14 protein-coding genes are annotated in these 21,886 nt (G+C 58.6%); 9 read left to right on the top strand and 5 right to left on the bottom strand.

Going from position 1 to position 21,886, the window contains the following annotated elements; translation table 11 throughout:
- Positions 1-217: 217 nt before the first annotated feature.
- On the bottom strand, positions 218-1,339 hold the full coding sequence (locus SBC1_RS13970) for a hypothetical protein (RefSeq protein ID WP_165988183.1): 1,122 nt from the start codon (positions 1,337-1,339) through the stop codon (positions 218-220).
- A gap of 1,171 nt (positions 1,340-2,510) precedes the next feature.
- Positions 2,511-4,457 (bottom strand): acyltransferase family protein, encoded by a 1,947-nt coding sequence (locus tag SBC1_RS13965; protein WP_165988181.1) that lies wholly within the window; start codon positions 4,455-4,457, stop codon positions 2,511-2,513.
- Between the two features lie 632 nt (positions 4,458-5,089).
- Here SBC1_RS13965 and SBC1_RS13960 point away from each other — a divergent pair.
- Positions 5,090-6,235: a GNAT family N-acetyltransferase gene (locus tag SBC1_RS13960; protein WP_165988179.1), complete on the top strand. Its 1,146-nt coding sequence runs from the start codon at positions 5,090-5,092 to the stop codon at positions 6,233-6,235.
- A gap of 16 nt (positions 6,236-6,251) precedes the next feature.
- Here SBC1_RS13960 and SBC1_RS13955 read toward each other — a convergent pair whose 3' ends face one another.
- Entirely contained in the window at positions 6,252-7,163 is a 912-nt protein-coding gene (locus SBC1_RS13955) for a glycosyltransferase (RefSeq protein WP_243830226.1), read from the bottom strand.
- A 1,101-nt stretch (positions 7,164-8,264) separates the two neighbouring features.
- On the opposite strand from SBC1_RS13955, the gene SBC1_RS13950 reads away from it, so the two are divergent.
- The 6 genes from SBC1_RS13950 to SBC1_RS13925 all read left to right on the top strand — a co-directional run bounded on the left by SBC1_RS13950 (position 8,265) and on the right by SBC1_RS13925 (position 16,263).
- Complete coding sequence (locus tag SBC1_RS13950; protein WP_165988176.1) at positions 8,265-10,511, top strand: polysaccharide biosynthesis tyrosine autokinase; 2,247 nt, start codon at positions 8,265-8,267, stop codon at positions 10,509-10,511.
- Positions 10,512-10,595: 84 nt separating this feature from the next.
- A complete protein-coding gene (tviB, locus tag SBC1_RS13945) occupies positions 10,596-11,873 on the top strand; it encodes a Vi polysaccharide biosynthesis UDP-N-acetylglucosamine C-6 dehydrogenase TviB (protein ID WP_165988174.1) in 1,278 nt (425 codons plus the stop codon).
- 61 nt (positions 11,874-11,934) lie between these two features.
- Positions 11,935-12,222: a hypothetical protein gene (locus SBC1_RS13940; protein ID WP_165988172.1), complete on the top strand. Its 288-nt coding sequence runs from the start codon at positions 11,935-11,937 to the stop codon at positions 12,220-12,222.
- A 1-nt stretch (position 12,223) separates the two neighbouring features.
- A complete protein-coding gene (gene murJ / locus SBC1_RS13935; protein WP_165988169.1) occupies positions 12,224-13,591 on the top strand; it encodes a murein biosynthesis integral membrane protein MurJ in 1,368 nt (455 codons plus the stop codon).
- Positions 13,592-13,903: 312 nt separating this feature from the next.
- The gene (locus tag SBC1_RS13930; RefSeq protein WP_165988168.1) at positions 13,904-15,085 is read left to right on the top strand and encodes a glycosyltransferase family 4 protein; all 1,182 of its coding nucleotides are present in this window, start codon (positions 13,904-13,906) and stop codon (positions 15,083-15,085) included.
- A complete protein-coding gene (locus tag SBC1_RS13925) occupies positions 15,082-16,263 on the top strand; it encodes a glycosyltransferase (protein WP_165988166.1) in 1,182 nt (393 codons plus the stop codon). Before SBC1_RS13930 ends, SBC1_RS13925 begins: the two co-directional genes overlap by 4 nt.
- Before the next feature lie 363 nt (positions 16,264-16,626).
- On the opposite strand, the gene SBC1_RS13920 is transcribed toward SBC1_RS13925, so the two are convergent.
- Entirely contained in the window at positions 16,627-17,760 is a 1,134-nt protein-coding gene (locus tag SBC1_RS13920) for a hypothetical protein (protein ID WP_165988164.1), read from the bottom strand.
- A 217-nt stretch (positions 17,761-17,977) separates the two neighbouring features.
- Complete coding sequence (locus SBC1_RS13915; RefSeq protein WP_165988162.1) at positions 17,978-19,210, bottom strand: GNAT family N-acetyltransferase; 1,233 nt, start codon at positions 19,208-19,210, stop codon at positions 17,978-17,980.
- Between the two features lie 854 nt (positions 19,211-20,064).
- Here SBC1_RS13915 and SBC1_RS13910 point away from each other — a divergent pair.
- Together SBC1_RS13910 and SBC1_RS13905 are read left to right on the top strand one after the other, a co-directional pair.
- Positions 20,065-21,333 (top strand): tyrosinase family protein, encoded by a 1,269-nt coding sequence (locus SBC1_RS13910; protein ID WP_165988160.1) that lies wholly within the window; start codon positions 20,065-20,067, stop codon positions 21,331-21,333.
- A 240-nt stretch (positions 21,334-21,573) separates the two neighbouring features.
- The gene (locus SBC1_RS13905) at positions 21,574-21,801 is read left to right on the top strand and encodes a polysaccharide biosynthesis protein (RefSeq protein WP_371826757.1); all 228 of its coding nucleotides are present in this window, start codon (positions 21,574-21,576) and stop codon (positions 21,799-21,801) included.
- Positions 21,802-21,886: the final 85 nt, after the last annotated feature.

Genomic DNA, 21,886 nt, shown 5'->3' with positions numbered 1-21,886 from the left:
ACGCCCTTATGTGGGATATCGCACATAAAACGGCGAGAAAAATGATGCTTTTGGCGACGCAAGCAAGATTTGCTGACGCTCACAGACCGATGAAATCAACTATTGAAGTGGCAAAGCCCATGCCCGCTGGGCACCGGAAACGGAGTGGTCGGGGGCATGGGCGGGCCAGAATCGCGCGACAGTCCGAATGGACCAATCGCGCGCGGCTGTTACGTCATTACGCACGCGTCGTGACGTTTGTTACTTCAACCGATGGGCCTGCCATATCCCAAGCGGCGAGGCGATATCCGGATTTCGATCCAACGAAGGTCGGCGATGCGCTCGTAATCAGGCCAGAAACCGTATGGCCGTTCAGCGTTAAGCCGCTGACGTAAAAGCCCGCATCGTTCGCGGCGTTGTCGGTGTGATTCGAAATGGCGATGGAAACGTTCTTTGCAACGGCGCCAGGCAGGTTTGCCAGGTAGATGTTGATACCGAAGTGACAGTTGGTAGTCGTCGGGGTCACGATCTTTATGTTCGAAAGAACGTCCGCATTCGAGTTCGGCTCGATATCGAGACCTGCGGACGGCATTGTGCCGGAGCAGTTTTCCCACACCGGGTTCGTGAACGTAATGCCGCTGCCGCTGATGATGGTCGCGCCGTTACGGCGGACGCCGTTAGAGATGTGATTCGACACGGTCACGTTGCTGGTCACCGTCGCTGCCGACGAGTACGAATTCGCGATGTAGATGCCATCGCCCCAAGTGTCGATGGTGGTCGGCGAGGTAAGCGTGACATTCGATGCACCGCAAATCGATATGCCCATGCCGCCGCCGCCGCTATTCGCGTTAGGCGTGGCCGAGTTCAGCTCCTTGCTGCCGTCGATGTACGCGTTCTGGACCGTCACATTCTGAACGTCCCAAATCCGCATGACCTGATAAAACGTTGAATTGTGGGGCAGCAATTTGATCGATGCACCCGATGCAAAGCGAATGTAGCTGTTTGTCAGCAGAGCGACACCCGTGACGTCGATACGGACTTGACCGCTGATGAGGAGAATCTTGCCTACTGAACCGTTGATCGCATTTTGCAGCGCGACGCGGTCATTCGTGGTGCCATCAGCCTTCACGCCGAAGCTGGACGCGTTGACGATGGTGGTGGGAGGAGTGATCGCCGCGTTGACTGCGGCGTCGGCAACTGAGCTAGGGCTGCTGCTGGTGCCGTCACCGCCGCCCCCGCAGCCGGCGAGCATAACCGAGCCGGCGGTGAGGGCGAATCCTGTCAGGAATTTGCGGCGGGTGGTGAGTTGGTCGAGAGATAGGAGGTCGGCGTTGGCGTATCGTTTGATCAAAGAGGTCATTTATCTAAGCCCGTATACCGGGCAGCTAGGCGAACAAATGTTCGCGGGATAAAAATGGTCGATGGCCGGTTAGCGGATCGATATGAAGTCCGCAAAAATCGCGGACGAGCACCATCCTGCGCAAGCAAACGTACGTATGCAGCGCGCGGGAGTCGGACAATTATTGAATTAACAAGTTGATTACTACCGTCCGAAAGAACGCAAGATGGCGGACGACGTGTCTGAGAAGCAGACGCGCCGTTTAGCCGATTTGACGTTTCGCGAATGATAACGATCTGACAAAATGGCTCAAGTGGAAACCCTTATCATTTCGTAACCAAGCGTAACTGGCGGAATTAGACTAGGGCGTGGCGTTTAAGGGCCGGTTCGCGTGAACTCCCCGTGGAACGGAGCGCTGTGTATTCTTCACATATAAATCCAGGTCCGTTTCGAGCCTTCAAAAAAAATTAAATGATTATGCGCAATAGATACATCCATTCCGTCAGTAAGGCTAATTAACATCAGAGGAATTGGAGTAGCTAGCGATGGCAGAATCCGCAAATTAAATGGATGCTTCGGACGGTTACAGATTTAATTCGAGCGCCATCTTCGGGCACGAAACAGGATGTTGGCGCCCATGCGCAGGCATGGGGTCAAATAGGCTTGGAAAGCTGAACTCGCTTTTTATGTGAGCCCGGATGCAGCGGCTCATCGCGCTGCATGTAGGTCCCCAAAGCGCGCACGCGTGAGAAAAAATAGGGTGAAAACATTGCAGCGAAGCGAAAGACGCTTCTCTTAGCTCGAGGCGTAAATAACAACATTCGCCCGAAATGTTCTCATTGGGCATGTTTGCATCAGCGGCGCCAAGTTCGGAAATCCGCATTGCGAACCTGACGGTCGCGACATGTCATCTTCTGATATGAGCTTCCCCCGATTTGCGGCGGACCTTGATCTGTTCGTGATCCCGACGTCTCGGATTACAGTCTCGCGTGCTTTGGTTGGCAGTGCATGAACGTTTTCGCGAAGATTTCATCGCCGAAGGTCGCCAGCATCCTTTCAAGCGTTCTTTCGAGCGAAACGCAATGTGCCGCCACGTGAGGCGTCGTTTTTTCTTGGCGGTTTTGAACGACGGCCTCAGCCCTGAAGCGCCGCGCTGTGCCAACTCCATTGATGCGACTTCGCACTGGCAGTTTCAAGTTGCCCCATTTGCAGCCTTCGTCGCATGTCCGGTCGCACCCGGGTGAAGCAAAGAGACCCCCCGCTGAAGCAGCAGGGTGCCTATCAGGCGAGAACCGACATCGTTAAGGTGCCCGTCGTCCCGATAGAGAGGTACGTTGCCCACGATCGGGCTACATTGCTTGCCGTCACAGATCACGGCGTTAGGATCGATGAACGTGATCTCCGGGTGACTCTTCTGGATATCGCGCAGATAGCTCGGTGCATCGGGGAGGTCGCGCACCGCGCAATTTCGATCTGACGCGTACATCAGCTTTCGCACGGGGCATGTTGCCGCGTCCCGAATCGTCTGATTACTGAGCACGATGACAAGCTTCGATCCGGAGGCCAGCACCAAGTCGACAGATCGCGTCATCGCTTTCGCGACGATGCCATTCTCGTCCTGCGGCCAGTGCGCAGCGAGAATCACGTATTTGTAGTGGTGGTTGCCAATCAGACGATAATCGAACGCAGTTCGTGACCTGCATTTATCTGCATAGGAGGCCTGTCTGAGATTGGAAAAGCCAATGATCGGTTCGCACCCATCCATTGTGTAGTCTTGAAGCGCTATGCCGTCGTGCGCGGCCAGAATGTCGATCATGCCGGTAAAGTGATTCGCGTACGAATCTCCGATCAATAAACCCTCCACTTTTCTGGATCTGGCGCCGAGCACACACGAGTCGTTGGGCAGGGTCCGGTATTGCTGCGTCGACACGTGGCATCCCGCGCGAATCTCGTTTGGCTTGGTCGACACGATGCCGTCGAACACCAGCACCTGCTGGTCCCAGCGCTGAGGAAACCCGTCGAACTTCATGCAGACTGCCATCACTGCCAGCAGCCCGAGAACTGGCGTGGCATAACGCCTGGCAAAAAACGCGCGCGGTGGCAGCCGGCTTCCTGAGCGCCGGAACGGCACTTCGATGAAGCGCCACGACGCCCAGCCGAGCACCAGGGTGCACGCGAGAACGGCCAGGGAACCCGTCGTGCCAAGCTTGACGCCGTAATACGTCAGGTAGGCGATGATCGGCCAGTGCCACAGGTAGATTGAATAAGACATCACACCAATAAATACGAGCGGCTTTATGGCTAGCATCCTGAACGACGCGCTATTGCGGTTTAGTCCGCCAATGATCACCAAAGCAGTGCCAACCGTGGACGGCAGCGCGTTAAGGCCGGGGAAAAGCGTCGCCTCGGTCAACATGAGGCACGACCATGCAATCATTAGCAAGCCGACTATGCCGCACGCACTCGAGAGGGACGCGTTAAATCGGCGGCCTTCGAGGTTTGCGACGATGACGGCGAGCAGAGCACCGGTCAACGGTTCAAAGAAGCGGCTTGGCAGCAGAAAGTAAGCTGCGCTTGTCGCGTAACGAACGCTGGACTCCGACAATGCAATGAACAGTAATAGCGCCGCGCTCAACACGGGAATCAGCCAACGCTTTGGGAGGCGGCAGAGCCCCATCAACACGAGCGGCCAGATCAAGTAGAACTGCTCCTCGACGGCTAGCGACCAGGTGTGAAGCAATGGGGCTTCCGCGCTGCCGCTGTAAAAGTAATTCCCGTACTCTTTCCATAAATAAACGTTCGAAAAACCTGTCGCCGACAGGAGTGCCGTTTTGGCGAGACGTGTCAGGTCGAAGGCAGAAAGAAGGATCAACCCCGCGAAGAACACTACGGCAAGCATCACAAGCAGCGCCGGCAACAGACGGTTGACGCGCCTTCTATAGAAACCGCCGAGCGTGAAGTCTTTGGCAGCCAGTCCTTGATAAATCTGTCCGGTAATCAAATAGCCGGAGATTACGAAAAAAACGTCCACCCCGACAAATCCGCCGGGGCACACGTCGCGCTCGAGATGGAATATGACGACTGCCAGAACGGCCACGGCTCGAAGGGCGTCGATATCCGGGCGGTATGCCATCTTCATCAAACCCTCCAATACGAATCGTGCGCGGCTTGCCGATGCGTGCGTCGGCCGCGGGACTTTGGACGATGCGCTCAGGTGCGCGAGGTCCTATTCACCCGGCCATGACCGGCCGAAGATGGGCCCGTCAGACCAAACGATAAATTCTCTTGAGCCAGTAGTCCGGTCTGTGCGCAAGCGCACGTAGATGGGGGGTCGGCAGAGCGGCTCGGGAACTCGGCGGCAGTCAACGGCGTCCGCATGAGTAGCGCGATGAAGCCCTTGCGGGTGGCCAAGTCGCGGCTGCGATGTGCGCTTGAGAAGACAAGCACCACGAACCAGTGCGATCGGCGGTCAGATTCTTTTCACGCTCACATTGCGTCGCCATGGTCGCAGTTGGCGTAGACTTTTGACACATTAGTGCAGACATTCGCTACCCGAATTCCGCTTGCACCGGCTGGGCATGACAGCTTGGTTCTGACCTGACGTTGATCAGTATGCCAATTGCGCAACCGGTACGCTTCCACGCATAGACGCATCGGAAAAGAAAAGGTAATTTCTCTTCGCTTACGTGCACTACATTCAGTGTTGCGGCCGCTCTAGAAGGTGCCTCTCGCTGATGCCACCGCCTGCCGACGTCTCTCAGGAGAACACCGATGGCAATGAATCCCATAGCATTCGAAGTTGTTCGCGATATTGACGGCTTCCGTGCGCTTCGCCCCGAGTGGGACGATCTCTGGCGGCGCGCTGAAGGCGAATATTTCCAGACCTTCGCATTTTGCTATAGCAGTTTTCAGGCGGAAGACGCTGACACCCGACGCAAGCTCCACTGTGTCGTAGGGAGGCGCGACGGCAGACTCGTGGCGCTGTGGCCGCTCGTCACATTCTGGAACACCTGCTGGAAGTCCGCGACGCCGCTCGGCCCGCAGAACCGCGCCCCTAGTGATATCCTCGTCGCGCCGGAGCACGACGTTGAGGAGATCGTCAAATCCACCTGGCGCGCGGCGCTCAAATTCAGCGGTGCCGACGTCATCCAGCTATGGCGCATCCGCTCGACTTCGCTGCTGTACCGTTACGCAGTGCATGAGAACATGGTGCGACGAGCAAGCGAAGAGCCGACACCGTTCGCCGTATTGCAAGGCCAGCAAGACTGGGAAGCGTTTTGCCGCTCGCGTCCGGGTCGCGGGAAAAGCCAACCATCGTATCTGCGGCGGCGCCTGAGCGCGCGTGGCGAAGTCAGTTTTGACATCGTTGATGCGAACGACAAGCGGCGCTTGTCGCTTGTCGACTGGTTCGTTGTGCACAAACGTGAATGGGCCCATCACAAAGAACTCAACAGCCGGTGGGTCTTTTCCGAATCCAGCCGCAGGTTTTGGAATGCGCTGCTATCGAACGGGTCCGACGAGGCGGGTGGGTTCCGCCTGTGCGTCCTGACACTCAATGATGAGCCGCTTGCCGTGAGTATCATGGCCACGGGCGCCGGCCGCGTCTATCTTCTAGCCATTACCTACGACCTGAAACACGCGCGCCTTTCTCCGGGTACCGTGCTCGTCGACGACTGCGTAAAGTGGGCGTTCGATAATGGGCTCGATTTTGATTTCGGTCCAGGCGATCAGCAGTACAAGTCCTCGTGGAGTAGCGGCTTCTCGTATATGACAACCTCCTTCCTCGTATTGCCAACGCGTTGGGGGCGGGCGGGTTTCGCCGCGAAGCAGGCGGCAAAACGTCTTCCTTTCATTGCAGCCCGAATCGCAGGGAAGCGGCCGCCCGAGCAATTCCCCGCGGAGACGACGTCAAAGTGACGAACCGGAGTGTCCTTCAGCGATGCCGCGTCTTTTCGGCGGCTGATGGTGCGATGACCGTGTGATGCCCCGGTATCATCCAGTGTGGAGTCCTGAATCGCACAATGCAGCGATATAGCCAGAGATAAACAACAACGAACGCTACCGCAGTACCCGCGAGTATCAGCGGACTCTGCCAGAACAGCGTGGCGGGCACGATAGAGATCAACGCGAGCGTCCATAGATAGGGAGAAGTATGCGGATTGCCGCGCTCGCGTTGCGCCGCGTTTCCGGAGCACAAACCACGCCGGGCGATGCGCTTGTAGACGAGCGTGTGCAGATGCAGGCCGTCGGGCTGGCTCACCGGACGCCCCTTGAGTATGCGTCGCCTATAAATCGAGAATACAGTCTCAAAGAGTGGATAGATCGCGACCACCGCCGCGTACCATGCACACAGGTGAGGATGTCTTGCTATCAGGACGACCAGCAACTCCGCCATTACGAATCCGACAAAGTACGCGCCGCCGTCGCCGAGAAAGATGTATGCCGCCGGATAGTTCCAGATCGCGAAGCCGAGAATAGCGCCAACCATGGTAAGTGCCGCACTCATTACGAACCAGTCGCCGACATCGTGTGCCACATAACCGATCGACCCGAAGATCAGGATAGACGTTACCGACGCGAGTCCGTTCATACCGTCGATGATATTCATGGCGTTGGTTAGGCCGGCAACCACCACCACGGTAAGACCAATCGCTAGAGGTGCTATGCCGAGCCATTTATCGATCAGGGGCAAATCCACGCGCTCGATCACGGCTTGCAGCAGATAAGCACCTACTATTGCACCACCCATCGCGCTAAACAGACGCGTGCGCGGACTCACGCATTTCGTCATGTCTTCGATCAGACCACTGCAGAAGGCGGGCGCGCCCGCGCCGAGCAGCATCATGGTCTCACCTCGAGGATTGGATCCGAAGAACGCACCAATCATGCAGGTTGCGCAAGTCGCGCAAACAATTCCTACACCGCCCACGCGCGGAACGGCATGCATGTGATTTTTTTGCACCCCGTCGAGGTCGCAGTCTATTAAGGTTTTGCCGAATCGGTCTGCATACCGGACGATCATCATAGTGACGAGGAAAGAACTAACAAAGCTCAGCACAAGATTAAGCATGGTATCCAGCCCGGCGACGCATCGATGGGTCGATTTCCGACGTTTGGCGTTTAGCTCAAAATGAGCTTAACGTCTGCGAGTTGGCTTAGAACCTTCGGTGTTTGCAGAAGGCCGTATAAGTCTCTCAAACAATCCTTGCAGACGCCGCGCGAGGCATGCGTCTCTACGATCGTCTTTATCATAGGCAAAAAAGCGCCTCCTTCAAGGGAGATTCGCATTGCGGTTTACCTTCATTTGACGCATTGGACGTTGCTTTACCGCCTCAATTAACTGTTAAGGAGAACGCGTGGATATCTGCTTTACCATAGTTATAGCGGAGCATGCCAAACGCAATGTGGGCTAGCCCACAAAAACCCGGGTATTTTCCGAATTTCAGTTCGTGCTCTCCGACATGACTCGTAGGATATTTGGATTGCAATTAGGATTGCAATTAGGATTGCTTTAGGTAAGACGAAAACGTCGCTATTGCTCGGGCGTAGAACTGGATATTTTCTGAACATATCCTTGGGAAATTTGAAATCCGGGTTCTGGGTAGCCTTTCGAACAGGCAAGGAATTAAATCGGTCTTATGTCGCGGGGATGGCATGCCCTGGCGTCCCCTGCAGAGGGCCATGGAAGACGCGTGGTGAAACAGCAGTCTCGTTGCGAGAATGAATCGCCCAGGAGGCGCTTTGGCCCTGCCTTGTATAGGGCAAGTAGCAGCGAGTTTCCGGCGGCGTTATTGACTAAACATGACTGCGCAAGCACCAATTGAACGCGCTCCGGGCTCTGTTCCGGGTGTGTGCTCCTCCGCACATATCCGGATGGGGTAGTGCTGATAGGGTGGGCCATCCTGATGCGGTATAGCGATCAAATAAAATCTTTAGCGAGACGCGCATGAGACAGGCTTCCGGAGTAGAAACGGGCTTTGCTCGCAGCGAGCAGGCTGGCTTTGCTTTGATTCTGGACGCGCTGATCGAGTACCGCGTGATGATCCTCGTCACGACCGTAGTTTTTGTGCTCATTGGCGCGAGTTATGCGTTCCTGACGCCGCCGGTCTACGAGGCGAGTGTCCTGATCAAGGTGGAGGACTCCACAGGTACGCCGCCACGCCAGGATGGCAACGAACTCCTGAACAACATCTCCCCTGGCTTCGATGAAAAGTCGTCGACCGAAGGCGAGATTCAAGTGATCGGTTCGCGACTGATTGTCTCGCGCGCGGTCGATGCACGTCACCTCTATCTGGACGCGAAGCCGCACTACTTCCCGGTGATCGGCGAATGGCTGGCCCGCCACGGTGATGGGCTTTCAGAACCCGGGCTGATGGGCGTTGGCGGTTACGTCTGGGGCAACGAATCCATCAAGGTGGCGGCGTTCGAAGTGCCGGAGAAGTCGCAGGGTGAGAGTTATGCGCTCACGGCGCTCCCGGGGGGGCGCTATTCGTTGCGGGGACCCGGTTTGCCTGAGCAGGGCGCGACGGGCACGGTCGGCAGCGTGGCTCGCTTTGATACCGGCCACGGTCCAATTACGCTGCTGGTCAGTTCGCTCGCAGGACGCCCTGGCGCCGCATTCGACGTGACGCGCGATTCACGTCAACTTACGATTGACCGTCTGCAGAAAAGCGTGAAGATCAAGGAGCAGGGCGCGAAATCGAGCGTGCTAAAGGTCTCACTTGAAAGCCCCGACGCGCTTCGCGCAACCGAGACGATCAACGAAATCGGCCACCAGTACGAGCAATGGAATGCAGTGCGCAAGGCAGTGATCGCGAAGAACTCACTCGATTATCTGCAAAGCCAGCTGCCTACGATGGCCCGCCAGGTCAGAGAAGCGGAAGACGCCTACAACAACTATCGCAATGGCCACGCGTTGCTCGACATGGACGAAGAGGCGCGGCTGCTCCTGCAACGAAGCGCCGACGCAACTACGCAACTTATCGACCTGCAGCGGCGGCGCGACACTCTGATGGCGACGTTCTCCAGCAGCTATCCGGCCGTCATTTCGCTCGACAAGCAGATCGCGGCCGCACAGAAATACATAGACAACCTGAGTTTGCAGGTCAAGGGGATGCCGACAGAAGAGCAGGGCGCGATGCGCCTCATGCGCGATGTGCGGGTCAATACGGACCTGTACACGTCGCTGCGTAATAACATTGAACAGTTGCGCGTCATTGAGGCAGGCAAGGCGGCTTCTGCACAACTGATCGACAGGGCGGACGTGCCGGAGCGGCCGGTCAAACCAGTCAAATGGCTCGTCATGCTGGTCTCTACGGTGTTTGGTCTGCTTGTAGGCGCTGGACTCGCGCTTGCGCGCGATTACATTTTCCGCGGCGTCACTGATTCGCGCGAGATCGAAGTGAGCACCGGGCTGAACGTGGTCGCGACGATTCCTTACAGCGACAGGCAGGAACTGCTCGACAAGAAGCTGAAGGAGAAGAGCGGCGAAAACTTGCTGCTCGCCTCGCAGGATTCGAAAGATCCGTCAGTGGAAGCGCTGCGCATCTTGCGCTCCGCGCTGCAATTCGCCCTGATCGGCGCGCGCAACAATGTCGTGATGCTGGCTGGCCCCCTGCCTGGTGTTGGCAAATCGTTCCTCTCTGCAAATCTGGCTGCGCTGCTTGCATCCGGTGGCAAACGCGTGCTGTTGATCGACGCCGATCTGCGTAAGGGGCGAGTGCATAGATATGTCGGTTTGCCGCCGGGCCCGGGCCTCTCTGATGTGCTCTCCGGCACGTGCGAGCTTGACACTGCAATTGCGCAAAAGGTGCTGCCTCGCCTAGACGTGCTGCAAACGGGTCCGTACCCGCCCGATCCGGCCGACCTGCTGATGCTGCCAAGATTCCGGGAAATCGTCTCGATGCTGTCCGCCCGATACGACGTCGTGATGATCGATGTGCCGCCCGTGCTCGTGGTGTCGGATGCCGGGATCATGGCGCCTGTCGCGGGATTGCTGTTCCTGGTAGCGCGCTTTGCGGACACACGTGCCGGCGAACTTGAAGAATCCGTCAAACGACTCGCGCAGACCGGCGCGCGGGTAAATGGCGTACTGTTGAACGGGACCAACATGCATACCACCGACTATGCGCTCGCTCGCCGCTATGGCAGCCGGGCTTACGTTGCGCACGAATACGATGCGCCGTCGCACTAGCTAATTTTCGCGGCAGTAAACACTCCATCCCGGCGGGCGCGAAGTCCGCTCGTACGGCAATCATTCCTTAATTGGAGAGTGGTCATGCGTGCGTCACATGAACTGAGCGTCGCGATAATCGGCCTGGGGTACGTTGGCTTGCCACTGGCGGTGGAATTCAGCAAGCACCGACCCGTAGTGGGATTCGATATCAATCGAGCGCGCATTTCGACATTGCTTGAGGGCCGTGACGTGACGCTTGAAGTCAGCGAAGAAGAACTGGCCGCATGCACCGGCATGAGTTATACGTCGGACATTGAACATCTTAAGGAGTGCAACGTATTCATCGTGACGGTGCCCACCCCGATCGACCGTTTCAAGCGGCCGGACCTCGGCCCGCTGATTCGCGCGAGCGAAACTGTCGGCTCGGTGCTCAAGCCCGGAGATATCGTGATTTACGAGTCCACGGTCTATCCGGGCGCGACCGAGGATGAATGCGTACCGCTGCTCGAGCAGAAGTCGGGCCTGAAGTACAACGTGGACTTTTTTGCAGGCTACAGTCCCGAGCGGATCAATCCCGGCGACAAGGCGCACCGCGTGACCGACATCCGCAAAATCACCTCTGGCTCGACGCCCGAAGTCGCCGACCTGGTCGATTCGCTTTACCGGGAGATCATCACTGCAGGCACTCACAAAGCGAGCAGCATTCGCGTAGCCGAGGCCGCGAAGGTGATCGAAAATACGCAGCGCGATCTGAACATCGCGCTCGTTAATGAGCTCTCGATCATCTTCAACAAACTCGGCCTCGACACCGAAGCGGTGTTGTTGGCAGCGGGTACCAAATGGAATTTCCTGCCGTTTCGTCCTGGACTGGTGGGCGGACACTGCATTGGCGTGGACCCGTATTATCTGACGCACATGGCCCAGTCCATCGGCTATCACCCGGAGATCATTCTTGCGGGACGGCGGCTGAACGACAGTATGGGCGGGTACGTCGTATCTCAGCTGATCAAGGCGTTGACGCGCTTCGATATTCATATTCCTTGTGCGCGGGTGCTGGTGCTCGGCCTCTCGTTCAAGGAAAACTGTCCAGACCTGCGCAACACGCGCGTCGTTGATGTCGTGAACGGGCTGAAGGACTATGGCGTGCTCGTTGATGTGTTTGATCCGTGGGTATCGAAAGAGGAAGCGCATCACGAATACGGGCTCGATCTTATCGACAAGCCGGCGCAAGGCGTTTATGACGCCACTATTATCGCTGTCGCACATCGTCAATTCGCCGAATGGGGCGCCGATACGCTGCGTTCGTTTGGCAAACCTCGCCATGTGCTTTACGACCTGAAATATGTGTTGCCGCCCGAATCGAGCGATCTGCGGCTCTAGCGCTCGCGAGGCCCCGCCGGCCATCGACAGTAGAACAATCGTCATAGGTAGGAGGACATTGATGTCAAATCGCTGCGATGGCACACGGCGTGACGTGGTTCGGTACCTGAAAACATGGCTCGTGACGGGTGTCGCGGGTTTGCTGGGCTCGAATCGCACGGGCGATATCCGGCATCCGCAGGCCAATGCCGACAAGGCGGCAACGCTGCTCAACCATGAATGCAGGATAACGCTTGCGCGGGGGCTCGCGGCGGCGATGGCATGGTATGTGCGCTTTGGCGCCAACCATACCCGCTTCGGCGATAACGCTCGCGGCCTGGCCGCGGCCGTTCGCGTGGCGGGGAGGTAGCATGATCCCTCAGCTTGGCGCGTTGCGAAGCAAGCTTCTGCAGATTCATCCTGATCATATGCGCATCGCCCGCGGGGCGTTGCGCATCTCGGTTTTTGTCCTTGCTGGGCGATGCGCGGGCGCCTTCAAGGAAATGGCGATCGCCTATCGCTATGGCACGGGCGGCGTCGTTGATGCCTATCAGCTGACGATGGCGCTCGTGAGCTGGTTGCCCATGGCATTCGCAACGGTGTTCGGGATCGTGCTCGTGCCGGTGTTTGTCAATCTTCGCCAACAGTCGATTGAAGATCAGGCGCGCTTTCTCGGCGAACTCGAAGCATGGGCAACCGCGGTCGGCGTGGCTTTCACGGTTCTGCTCTATCTGTGCTGGCCGCTTGCGCTGCATCTGATTGCCAGGAATCTCTCGCCTGACACGCGGGCCATCTGCCGCCAGATGATGCTGACGATGGCGCCGATTGGCGTGCTGATGCTGGTGTCGTGCGGGTATGCATCACGTCTGCAATCGCGTGAGCGTCACATCAATACGCTGCTTGACGGGCTGCCGGCGGGGCTCGTGCTGATCTTCGTGCTATCTGTGAGCGACCATACCGCGGTGCTGCCGCTCATATGCGGCACGGTCGGCGGCTACGTCTTGCAAACTCTGGTTGTGCGCACGCTGTCGGTGCGCATCGATCCGATCCGCTTCAAGCTGCGGCTGACTCTCAAGGCACCGCAATGGCCGCGTGTTCTCAGAGCCGTGCGCGTGCTGGGGCTTGGTCAGTTGGTGATGTGCTGCACGCCGGTGCTGGATCAATTCTTCGTCGCACGTTACGGAGATGGTGCGATCGCAACCCTCGGGTACGCGAACCGCGTGCTCTCGCTCTTGCTCAGCATGGGAGCGCTTGCGATCAGCCAGGCAACGCTGCCAATCCTGTCGGACATCATTGGCAGCGGAGATTCGGTGCGCGCACGGCATACGGCACTTAAATGGACGCTGCTGATGTTTCTGCTCGGAAGCGCCGTTGCGTTCGTGGCGTGGCTACTGGCGCCATATCTCGTGGCGTTGCTGTTTCAGCGCGGTGCGTTTAACGCGCGTGATACGGCGGCCGTCGCCGAGCTTTTCCGCTGGGGCCAGTTACAGATGCCATTCTATTTTTCCGGTCTCGTGCTGCTGACGCTGTTCGCCAGCGCGAGTCGCTACAGGGAAATGGCCGTGATCGCCCTGGTGAGCTTCCTGGTCAAAGTGCTCGCCAACTTGACCATGACGTCTTGGCTGGGCGTGCCCGGCATTCTCACCGGGACGGCGCTGATGCACGCGACGACACTTGTTTGCTACCTCGTCTACACCAAACGCTGGGCTCCGAACCCGGTGTCGTGGGAGCAGCCATGACCGTCTCCCTGCTCGCGAGAGTTCGATGCGCAGGCGGTGGTTGCCCAGCCGGTGGTTGCCCAGTTAAGCGGCCGCGTCATGGACCCAGATCGCACGCGTCGGAATCGTCGCTGACGACTGCGCACTGAACTCGGCCCCAAGCGGTGCATTGGATCGGTGAGCGGTACTCGGTGAATGCTGTGCCGCGCTGGCGGGATGCGCTGTTTCAGCGCGCCGGCGGTTGAGCGTCGCCGCTTGCATCAGCCGGCCGATTGGACGAGCAGACGCGCAAGCGGGCGGCCGCCAACAGGTGACGATCAATAAGGAGCTCACATGAGCAAGGTTATTCTTTTCGCCAATACTGACTGGTATCTGTTCAACTTCCGGCTCTCGCTTGCACGTGCGTTGCGGGAACTTGGGCATGACGTCGTACTGATGTCGCCACCCGGCGAATACGGCCCCGAATTGCGCACCCTCGGGTTTCGATGGGAACCGGTGCCAATGGTCCGGCGCAGTCTCAATCCGTTGCGAGAGCTGACGCTGTTGATCTGGCTCGTGCGTTTCCTGCGGCGCGAGCATCCCGATCTCGTGCACGGCTTCACGATCAAATGCGCAGTCTATGGCTCACTGTCCGCGCGCCTCGCTGGCGTGGCCGGCCGTGTCAACGCGGTGGCGGGCATGGGCTATGTGTTCACTAGCCGCGATCTGAAGGCTCGCTTGTTGAGGCCGGTGGTGCGCAGCGTCATGAGCATGGCGATGAGTTGCAAAGGCAGCATAGTAATTCTGCAGAATCCCGACGATCACCGTTTATTCCGCGAAGCGAATATTGTTGATGAAAGCGCGATTCGCATCATCAAAGGATCGGGTGTCAACATGAGCCGCTTCAACCCGCGGCCGGAAGGAGCTGAACCGTGCGAGGGCGAGCCGCTGCGTGTCGTGCTGGCAGGACGGCTGCTGTGGGACAAGGGCATTGCCGAATACGTCCACGCAGCCCGCCTCCTGAAGAGCGAAGGCCGCAACGTGCGTTGTATTCTTGCCGGCTCGCCGGACCCTGGCAATCCGGCGAGCGTCGACGAAGCATCGCTGCAAGGTTGGATCAAGGAAGGGCTGGTCGAATGGCTCGGACACGTCAGCGACATGCCGAAGCTCTTCGCGCAGACAGACGTCGCGGTGTTGCCGAGCTACCGCGAAGGCTTGCCGAAATCGATGATCGAAGCGGCCGCATGCGCGTTGCCGCTCATCATCACTGATGCACCCGGATGCCGTGAGGTTGTCAGCATCAATGGCGAGGAGGGACTCGTCGTGCCGGTGGGTGATGGCAACGCGCTTGCCGACGCGATACGCCTGCTCGACGACGACCGCGCGCTTGCCCGCAAGCTCGGCCGCGCGGCACGGCAAAAGGCGCTGCACGAGTTCGACGAACGGATCGTGATCGAACGCACGCTTGCGGTCTATCGTGAGCTGCTCGAACAGGCACCGCAAGCCCTGCCGCAGAGCGGAAGCATCGTTTCATGAAGATCGTTCATGTCATCACGGATCTCTCCGTTGGCGGCGCAGAGACAATGCTGGTGCGGCTGATCAGTACGTCGCGGCGCGATGGCTTGCAGCACGCGGTCATTTCCCTTTCGTCGCAGGCGCCGCTTGCCGAGCGTCTTGTCGCGCTGGGGGTCGAAGTGCGCATTCTGGGCATGGGACGAGGCGTGCCGAGCGTGCGGCTGTTCCGCCGGCTCGTTCAATGGCTGGACGAACTCGAGCCGGACGTCGTGCAGACATGGATGTATCACGCCGACCTTCTGGGGGGCGCTGCAACCTACGCTGCACAAATAGTGCGCTGGCTGCGCGGCGCGGCTGTGAGGCGCCCCGCGCTCCTGTGGGGCGTTCATCACACCGATCTGCGGTTGACCGGGAGCAGCCGCGCGACGCGCTGGATCGCCCGAGCCTGCGCGCTGATGTCGTCGCGCGTACCCGACATGATCGTGTGCTGCGCGGAGTCGGCGAGGTCGTCGCACCGTCAGGGCGGCTACTGCCCTCAGCGCATGACGGTGATTCATAACGGTATCGACCTTGAGCTCTTTCGTGCAAATCCTGCGTGCCGCGAGACATTGCGCCGATCGATCGGCATTGAGTTGAACGCACCCCTTGTCGGAATCGTCGGCCGCTACCATCCAGTCAAGGACTACGGTACCTTCGTCGCCGCTATGCGCGTCGTGCTGGACGCCATGCCGCAATGCCGGTTCGTGATGGCTGGGCAGGGACTGGACCCGGGGAATCGCGAACTAGTCGCCATTCTCGATGCGACGCAGACGAGCTACGCGTGCCGGCTGCTTGGGCCGCAAGCGGAGCCACAGACGCTGCTGGCGGGGCTCGATGTGTTCTGTTTGTCGTCGAAGAGCGAAGGCCTGCCGACGGTGATCGGCGAAGCGATGGCGTGCGAAGTGCCTTGCGTCGCCACGGATGTGGGTGACACCGCATTGCTGATTGGCGCGACGGGATCGGTCGTGCCGCCGGAAGATCCGCAGGCGCTCGGTCGCGCGTTGAGCGCAATGCTCAATCAGTCGCGTGCTGAACGGGCCGCGCTCGGGCATGCGGCGAGAAGTCGCATCCATGGCTTGTTCTCGATTGAAGCGAGCTGGCGTCGTTATGAAGAGACCTACGTCGAAGCCCTGGGCAGACGGCAACGGCCCGCAGGTTGATGCATCACTTTTGCCGCAACCCGCAAGGTGCTCCGTTTCCCTATCTCATGGTCAGACCCGATGCCGAGGATACGAGGTAGTCAATCCAATAGCCTGGTCGGATTGCCGACGTTTCTCCCTCCTCGATGCGAGCTGTCGAGCTGCGCCTGGAGCCGCCACCGTATTGCCATCGGCGCAAACATGCACAGCCGCGGTCAGAACCCGGATCGACTTTCCCTGGGTCCACACAATGGCGATCGGCCGCACCGGTCGGTGCTGTTGGTCAACTGCGCGACCACCCTTCAGCCAACCCGCAGCCGGCCTCCGTCGCGGCCACCAAGGCGCCAACGTCGACGACCCGACGGAGGTGTTGACGAAAATGATTCAGCGCGATGCCGCCGCGCCCTGCGGCGGTTCCCAGCCATACTCCTTGATCGCGCGCTCCAGGGCGTCAGGATTGCTGGCATCTGGAAAGACCGGGCGAGCGGGCGCGCGCTGCTGCGGAACAGCCATCGCTGCAGCGGGCACGGGCTGCTCTTTTCGCGTAATCCCCGGCGCGGCCGACGTCGCCTCCTGCGGCATCGGCGTCACCGCCTCTCCGGCCGCCTCCCCGGATTCATTCGGCCGGGCCGACAACGGGGTCATGCGGGCGGTGTATGTCGGCAGGCTGGCCGAAGCAGCTTCCTGTGTCATGGTTGCAGCAGTTGCGGAACCCGCGCCCTTGCTTTCCACGCTGGAATAATTATCCGAGTCCCAACCTTCGTGCGGGACCGAGTGCACACGCCGGTGCGGCTTAACACCGCCGTGCGCGTCGGCCCCGCTCGCGGTATTGGCGCGCTGTCCCGGCGGTGCGGGCGGAATCGTCGCAGTATTCATCGTGCCAGTGCCAGACGAGGAATCACTCGGAGCGTCTGGCTGGATGTCGGGCGAGAGCACAGTCTGCACAGGGTCGGCCTCCGGCGATGCTGGTTCCGGCGACACGTCGTCAGCACTGCTGGCGGCGCCGACCCGGGCGTAGATTTCGCGCAACGTTTTCGGACTCATGTAGGCAACATCAGCGGGCAGAGCAGACTTCGCGTCAAAATCAGGCCGGCCGATTGAGTGGGTTTCACTACCCGCTTCGTCCTCTGGACTCGGCCTGCCGAAGCAAAGATAAGTCAGGCCGCATGCTAGCAGGCCCACTGCACACGCGCCGAGCAGCGCGGTTTTGACGCTGAGGGTTCGCTTCATTAGCGGCGGCGGAGGCGCAGACCAGCGCGTGACATCGCGGCGACGGCTGGTCGGCGGCAGGAGGCCCGGCGGCAGGACGGCCGGGGGCAGGCGGAGAGGTTGCAGTTCCTCACGGTCGCCGGGCGCAGGGAAGCCCACTTCGATCCGCTGGCCGCCATTCGCATCAGCTGCTTCGGAGTTAAATGAGCCGCACTGAGTGCAATGGTGCTGATTGCGGCGCATCCGGGTACCACAGCGTGGGCACTCCACTGAAAACGTCGAAACCTCGAATAACGTGGACTTGCTCATACTAAAATCCTCGACTACCGCTCGCTCCATACCGCGAAAGAGGTAGGGCGCCTGATCGATACACGCAACGCCCACGGGCGGCTAGTGCCCCGGCGCAAGCATCGGGCTCGGGCAGCGCGTTTAATCAATCTGCGTCAGCGCCGTTTCATCATCAATTGGTATTGCCGTTAGCGCGCGTTCGCCTCTGCAGTGCGTATGGCGAAACGTCACCATCGGATCAACTTCTCCGCTCGTGCACGTTCTGTCGCATTGGCCCCGCGCCATCGCCGTCAGCCGCTCCCAAGGCTTCGCCGTTCGACTTGGCGCGCATCGCGGTGCGCATTTCTTCAAGCTTGTCCCCTAACGCCATATGCCACAGACGAGCCAGTCCTCCTGAGTCATTCCCAACCAGTTCCTTGGCACGAAACGCAACGCATCCCCATGCGGAGGCGGCAATCTGCGCGCTCGCCACCGTCACCGTGTTGTCTCGGCTCCAATAGGCTTTGAAGCTCTCTGTTCCCACGCCGAAGTCGAAATCAAAGTGATTGTCGAGAGCCCATTTCACCATGTGTTCGACTACCAGTTGCCCAGGGCTGAATTTTGCATATCGTTCGTCAAAACCGGTGATGATTCCCTTGATTGACGACTGGCCGATGCCAACGATCGTTGTGGCGACGGGCACCCCGTTCACGGTGATCAGACAAAGGCGTGCGATCGGCTTGCGCTCCTGTGCATTGAGAAGCGAGACGAGAAAATCACGATAGCGTGATGAGTAGAGCCACGCGCCTCGCTTGTCGACGCGCGACGCCCATTCGCGCTTACGCAAGAGTGTCCATTCGACGAGCCTGGCGTTTTCCTCCGCGTCGTCAGGCGTGAGAAGGCGCGCATCCACCGTGCCTTGTTTCGCCAGTCGCCGTTCGAGTGCACCCGGCTTTTTGCCGGACAATGTACCGAGCGAGCGGCAAAACGATGACCAGTCGGCTTCAGCAGTTAGTCGGGCGACAGACGCCTGGCGCGCGTCTCCAAACACGTGATGCCGTTCTTTCGACACGAGCCTGTGGAGTTCGGTCCTACTACTGAAATAGGGCAGTTGAATTACGTCCGCCCCGCAGAGCGTCAGGGCTGCGTTCCACGCCTGTCTCGTCAGCGCCCTGGCGCTGGCGCCTGGTTCGAGCAGAATGGTGGTGTAGTCGGCAGCTTCGGGGCCCAGTGGACGCAGAATTTTCCACATGGCATGCGTTGAGCGGGCGAGCGGCCACACCATGACAAGCCGGCCGTCTTTGCGGGCAACAATGCAACGCAATTTGCTGCCTCGGGGCTTTGCGATATCCAGCCAACTCTGCCAGCACGTCATAAAGGATTCGTGGTACTGGCCACTCGCTCTCACCCACAGATCGTCCCATTCATCTCGTAGCGCTCGAAAGCGCTCCGTATCACAGATAATTTCAACCTGCGACTCCGCGTTGCGCATTTCTTCTCCCTTCCTGGACTCTCTGTGTGAGCGTGAAGGCCGCTGCTACATCGCACGGACGTCGTGCAGCAAAGCGACCCGAAGTCTCGCCGTAATCTGCCTTTCGTTGCCTCCTCTCCCAAGGATGTGGACGGTTTATCCAGTAAGCAACGTACACTTTGTGAGCTTCGCGAGCCTTCAGGCATTGGTGGATAACCCAATGGTGCAAAGTCAGGACTCGTTTCAGCTGACGATACAGTGTTCTGGCGGGATGCCTCTAAGCGCATCACGCGGCAATCAACGGTCTATTTTCTGCAAGGACTGACATAGCAAATCGTTAAAAGTATGAGTTCATACCGACTGCGTTCTTCTCCATTCGCGCTCGATGTCTGCCCCGGGCGTAGACATGAGGTTTAAGTAAACATACCGTCTGCGTTGGCTGCGCGGCCTCGCTAGCAATATTTTAGCTCGGCCTTTATCAATTATCGGCCCTCATGAAGGAATACTTATCTTCTCTCGATTCCAGTGGGATGAAATGTGAGGTTGCGCACGTTTCTCACTCGATAGCTCAATGCATTCACAGGAGGTCAGCTATCGTTAACTAGTCCGGGTGCAACGAGCCACAAACGGGCTCAGGCCACGGGCCCCGTCCCCAGGCAGTAATAACCCTGCGTGACATCTCCGAACCGAGGAGAATTTACATGACAACCAATACATTTGACCGGCGTGCCTTTTTGAAGGGCTCCGCGTCCGCCGCTGCATTAATGTCGCTTCCTTTACCGGCAATTAGCGCAACAACCACGTCGATCCGTCTGGAATGGCAAGCATTTAAATTGACACCTCACTACGCATCGTTTTTGAATGCAGTGAAATTGATGAAAGCGGCAACTGACGCGACGAAGCCTACGTCGTGGACGTACTGGGTTAATGTGCACCTTAATAACTGTCCACACATGGTGCCGTACTTTCTCGCGTGGCACAGAGGCTACATATACTATTTTGAACAGCAGTTGCGGACGGTGTCGGGCGACAGCACGCTCACTCTGCCGTACTGGGATTACTACACATACCCGACTATGCCGAGCGAGTTCACGGACGCGGCTAGCAGCAATCCCCTGTATGTGACGGGCCGTGCCAACACGGACGTCTATGCCGCACTAACGCTCGCGCCGTGGGCGAAAAACGTCGTCAATTTCCAGCGTGGGACGTCGAACTCGTATGAAGCATCGTTCGAATCCGCGCCTCACAATCCGGTCCACAACATAATCGGCGGGTGGATGGCCGATATGCAGTCGCCTACAGATCCTATCTTTTATCTTCACCACGCGAACGTTGACCGGCTATGGCACGCGTGGTCGAAGCAGCCCCAGACGATCTTGCCGGCGCCCAACAGCTCATACTGGTCCGGAACGTTCACCTACGCCTCCGGCCTCACCATGGCCAAAGCGATGACGTACATGCCTTCGTTGCTGAACTACGATTACTCGAACGACAACGTCCCAACCGCCCTTCCGGTGAATGCGCAGCAGGGACGTATCATTCGGGTGCAGGCACAAGTTGTGCCAATCCTCGTACGTCCTGCACTCGGCAACTTTGCCACGACGCCGGCGCGCACGATCGCAACAAACAGGCGCTCACTCGGTGGCGTCGCGAATGTGACACTCAACGAGAATTCGGTCAGCGCGAATATTTCATTGCCAGCAGCGTCAGTCTCGTCGCTGCAAGGTGCGGTATCCACGAACGCCGCGCCCGCTGCCAACGCGGTGACACCAAACGTTCAGACACCCACGACCACGTTCAGGTATCCGAACATTGTGCTGGATAACGTGGCTGTCACCAGCGCGGGAAAGGCAGGTGGCTATTACTACAATATCTACCTCAACCTTCCTGCCGCAGGTGACGCGGATGTCAACAGCCCCGCGCATTTCGTCGGGACATTCGGACCGTTTGAAGCATCGGGTGCCATTCATCACAATGGCGGTACGCTGATACTTTCAGTGTCTGATGTGTTGCAGAATCTAGGGGTCGCCAATTTGAACAACCTTGTGGTCTCGTTCGTACGGGTGAATGGACCGAACTCGCCAAAGGGCCAGGTATTGAGTGTCGGCGAAGTGCGCGTCGAACTGTCGACTGATGGTCCTTGAATAATTTGCGGAGTTGGCTGGCCTGCTTGCAGCGGGTCAAACATTCGGGGAAGCGGGCAGGCGCCGGCGAGCTGCTATTTCTTGTCGGCGGTTTCACATTGGGTAAATTTGTCGGTTCTAACGCTTGAGGCGCAGCCGGGGACAACCTTTGCCTGTCCTGTATGACCTTTCACAACCTTGCTCGTATTGGTGTAAATCCACCTGGCGTACATCCTTTAGGCTGCCGAGGAAGGGCTCTGGCTGTCGCCAAGCTGCCAGACCGGGCGGTATGGTCCTGGCCCCAAGGCCGACACTAGAAAACCTCGAGACCGTGAAGGGCGGTCATGTCCCGACGGCCCGAGAAGCGTAACGCCGAAATTCCAGAAGCAGATCGCGAAGGGTGGCCCGATGGAGGTAGTTCATGCGGGGATCACACGCTTCTTGATGACCCCATCTCCGAAGCAGCGCCACTCGTGCCGCAGGCATTGAGCATGGGCCATTGCTGGCGAGAACTTTATCTCTGATATAAGTGGAGCCGGGAGGGATCGTGGATCTGGCGCGCCATCTGATCCGA

The sequence above is a fragment of the Caballeronia sp. SBC1 genome (assembly GCF_011493005.1).
GTDB lineage: Bacteria > Pseudomonadota > Gammaproteobacteria > Burkholderiales > Burkholderiaceae > Caballeronia.
The sequence above is the reverse complement of the archived record's forward strand: the minus strand, read 5'-3'. Positions and strand labels throughout refer to the sequence as shown.

Bases quoted from the DNA above. Each gene is read 5' to 3' on its own strand.
- SBC1_RS13965 (WP_165988181.1), bottom strand. From the start codon at position 4,457: ATGAAGATGGCATACCGCCCGGATATCGACGCCCTTCGAGCCGTGGCC.
- SBC1_RS13910 (WP_165988160.1), top strand. From the start codon at position 20,065: ATGAAAGCGGCAACTGACGCGACGAAGCCTACGTCGTGGACGTACTGG.
- SBC1_RS13955 (WP_243830226.1), bottom strand. From the start codon at position 7,163: ATGATGCTGCTCGGCGCGGGCGCGCCCGCCTTCTGCAGTGGTCTGATC.
- SBC1_RS13970 (WP_165988183.1), bottom strand. From the start codon at position 1,339: ATGACCTCTTTGATCAAACGATACGCCAACGCCGACCTCCTATCTCTC.
- SBC1_RS13930 (WP_165988168.1), top strand. From the start codon at position 13,904: ATGAGCAAGGTTATTCTTTTCGCCAATACTGACTGGTATCTGTTCAAC.
- SBC1_RS13960 (WP_165988179.1), top strand. From the start codon at position 5,090: ATGGCAATGAATCCCATAGCATTCGAAGTTGTTCGCGATATTGACGGC.
- tviB (WP_165988174.1), top strand. From the start codon at position 10,596: ATGCGTGCGTCACATGAACTGAGCGTCGCGATAATCGGCCTGGGGTAC.
- murJ (WP_165988169.1), top strand. From the start codon at position 12,224: ATGATCCCTCAGCTTGGCGCGTTGCGAAGCAAGCTTCTGCAGATTCAT.
- SBC1_RS13920 (WP_165988164.1), bottom strand. From the start codon at position 17,760: ATGAGCAAGTCCACGTTATTCGAGGTTTCGACGTTTTCAGTGGAGTGC.
- SBC1_RS13915 (WP_165988162.1), bottom strand. From the start codon at position 19,210: ATGCGCAACGCGGAGTCGCAGGTTGAAATTATCTGTGATACGGAGCGC.
- SBC1_RS13925 (WP_165988166.1), top strand. From the start codon at position 15,082: ATGAAGATCGTTCATGTCATCACGGATCTCTCCGTTGGCGGCGCAGAG.
- SBC1_RS13940 (WP_165988172.1), top strand. From the start codon at position 11,935: ATGTCAAATCGCTGCGATGGCACACGGCGTGACGTGGTTCGGTACCTG.
- SBC1_RS13950 (WP_165988176.1), top strand. From the start codon at position 8,265: ATGAGACAGGCTTCCGGAGTAGAAACGGGCTTTGCTCGCAGCGAGCAG.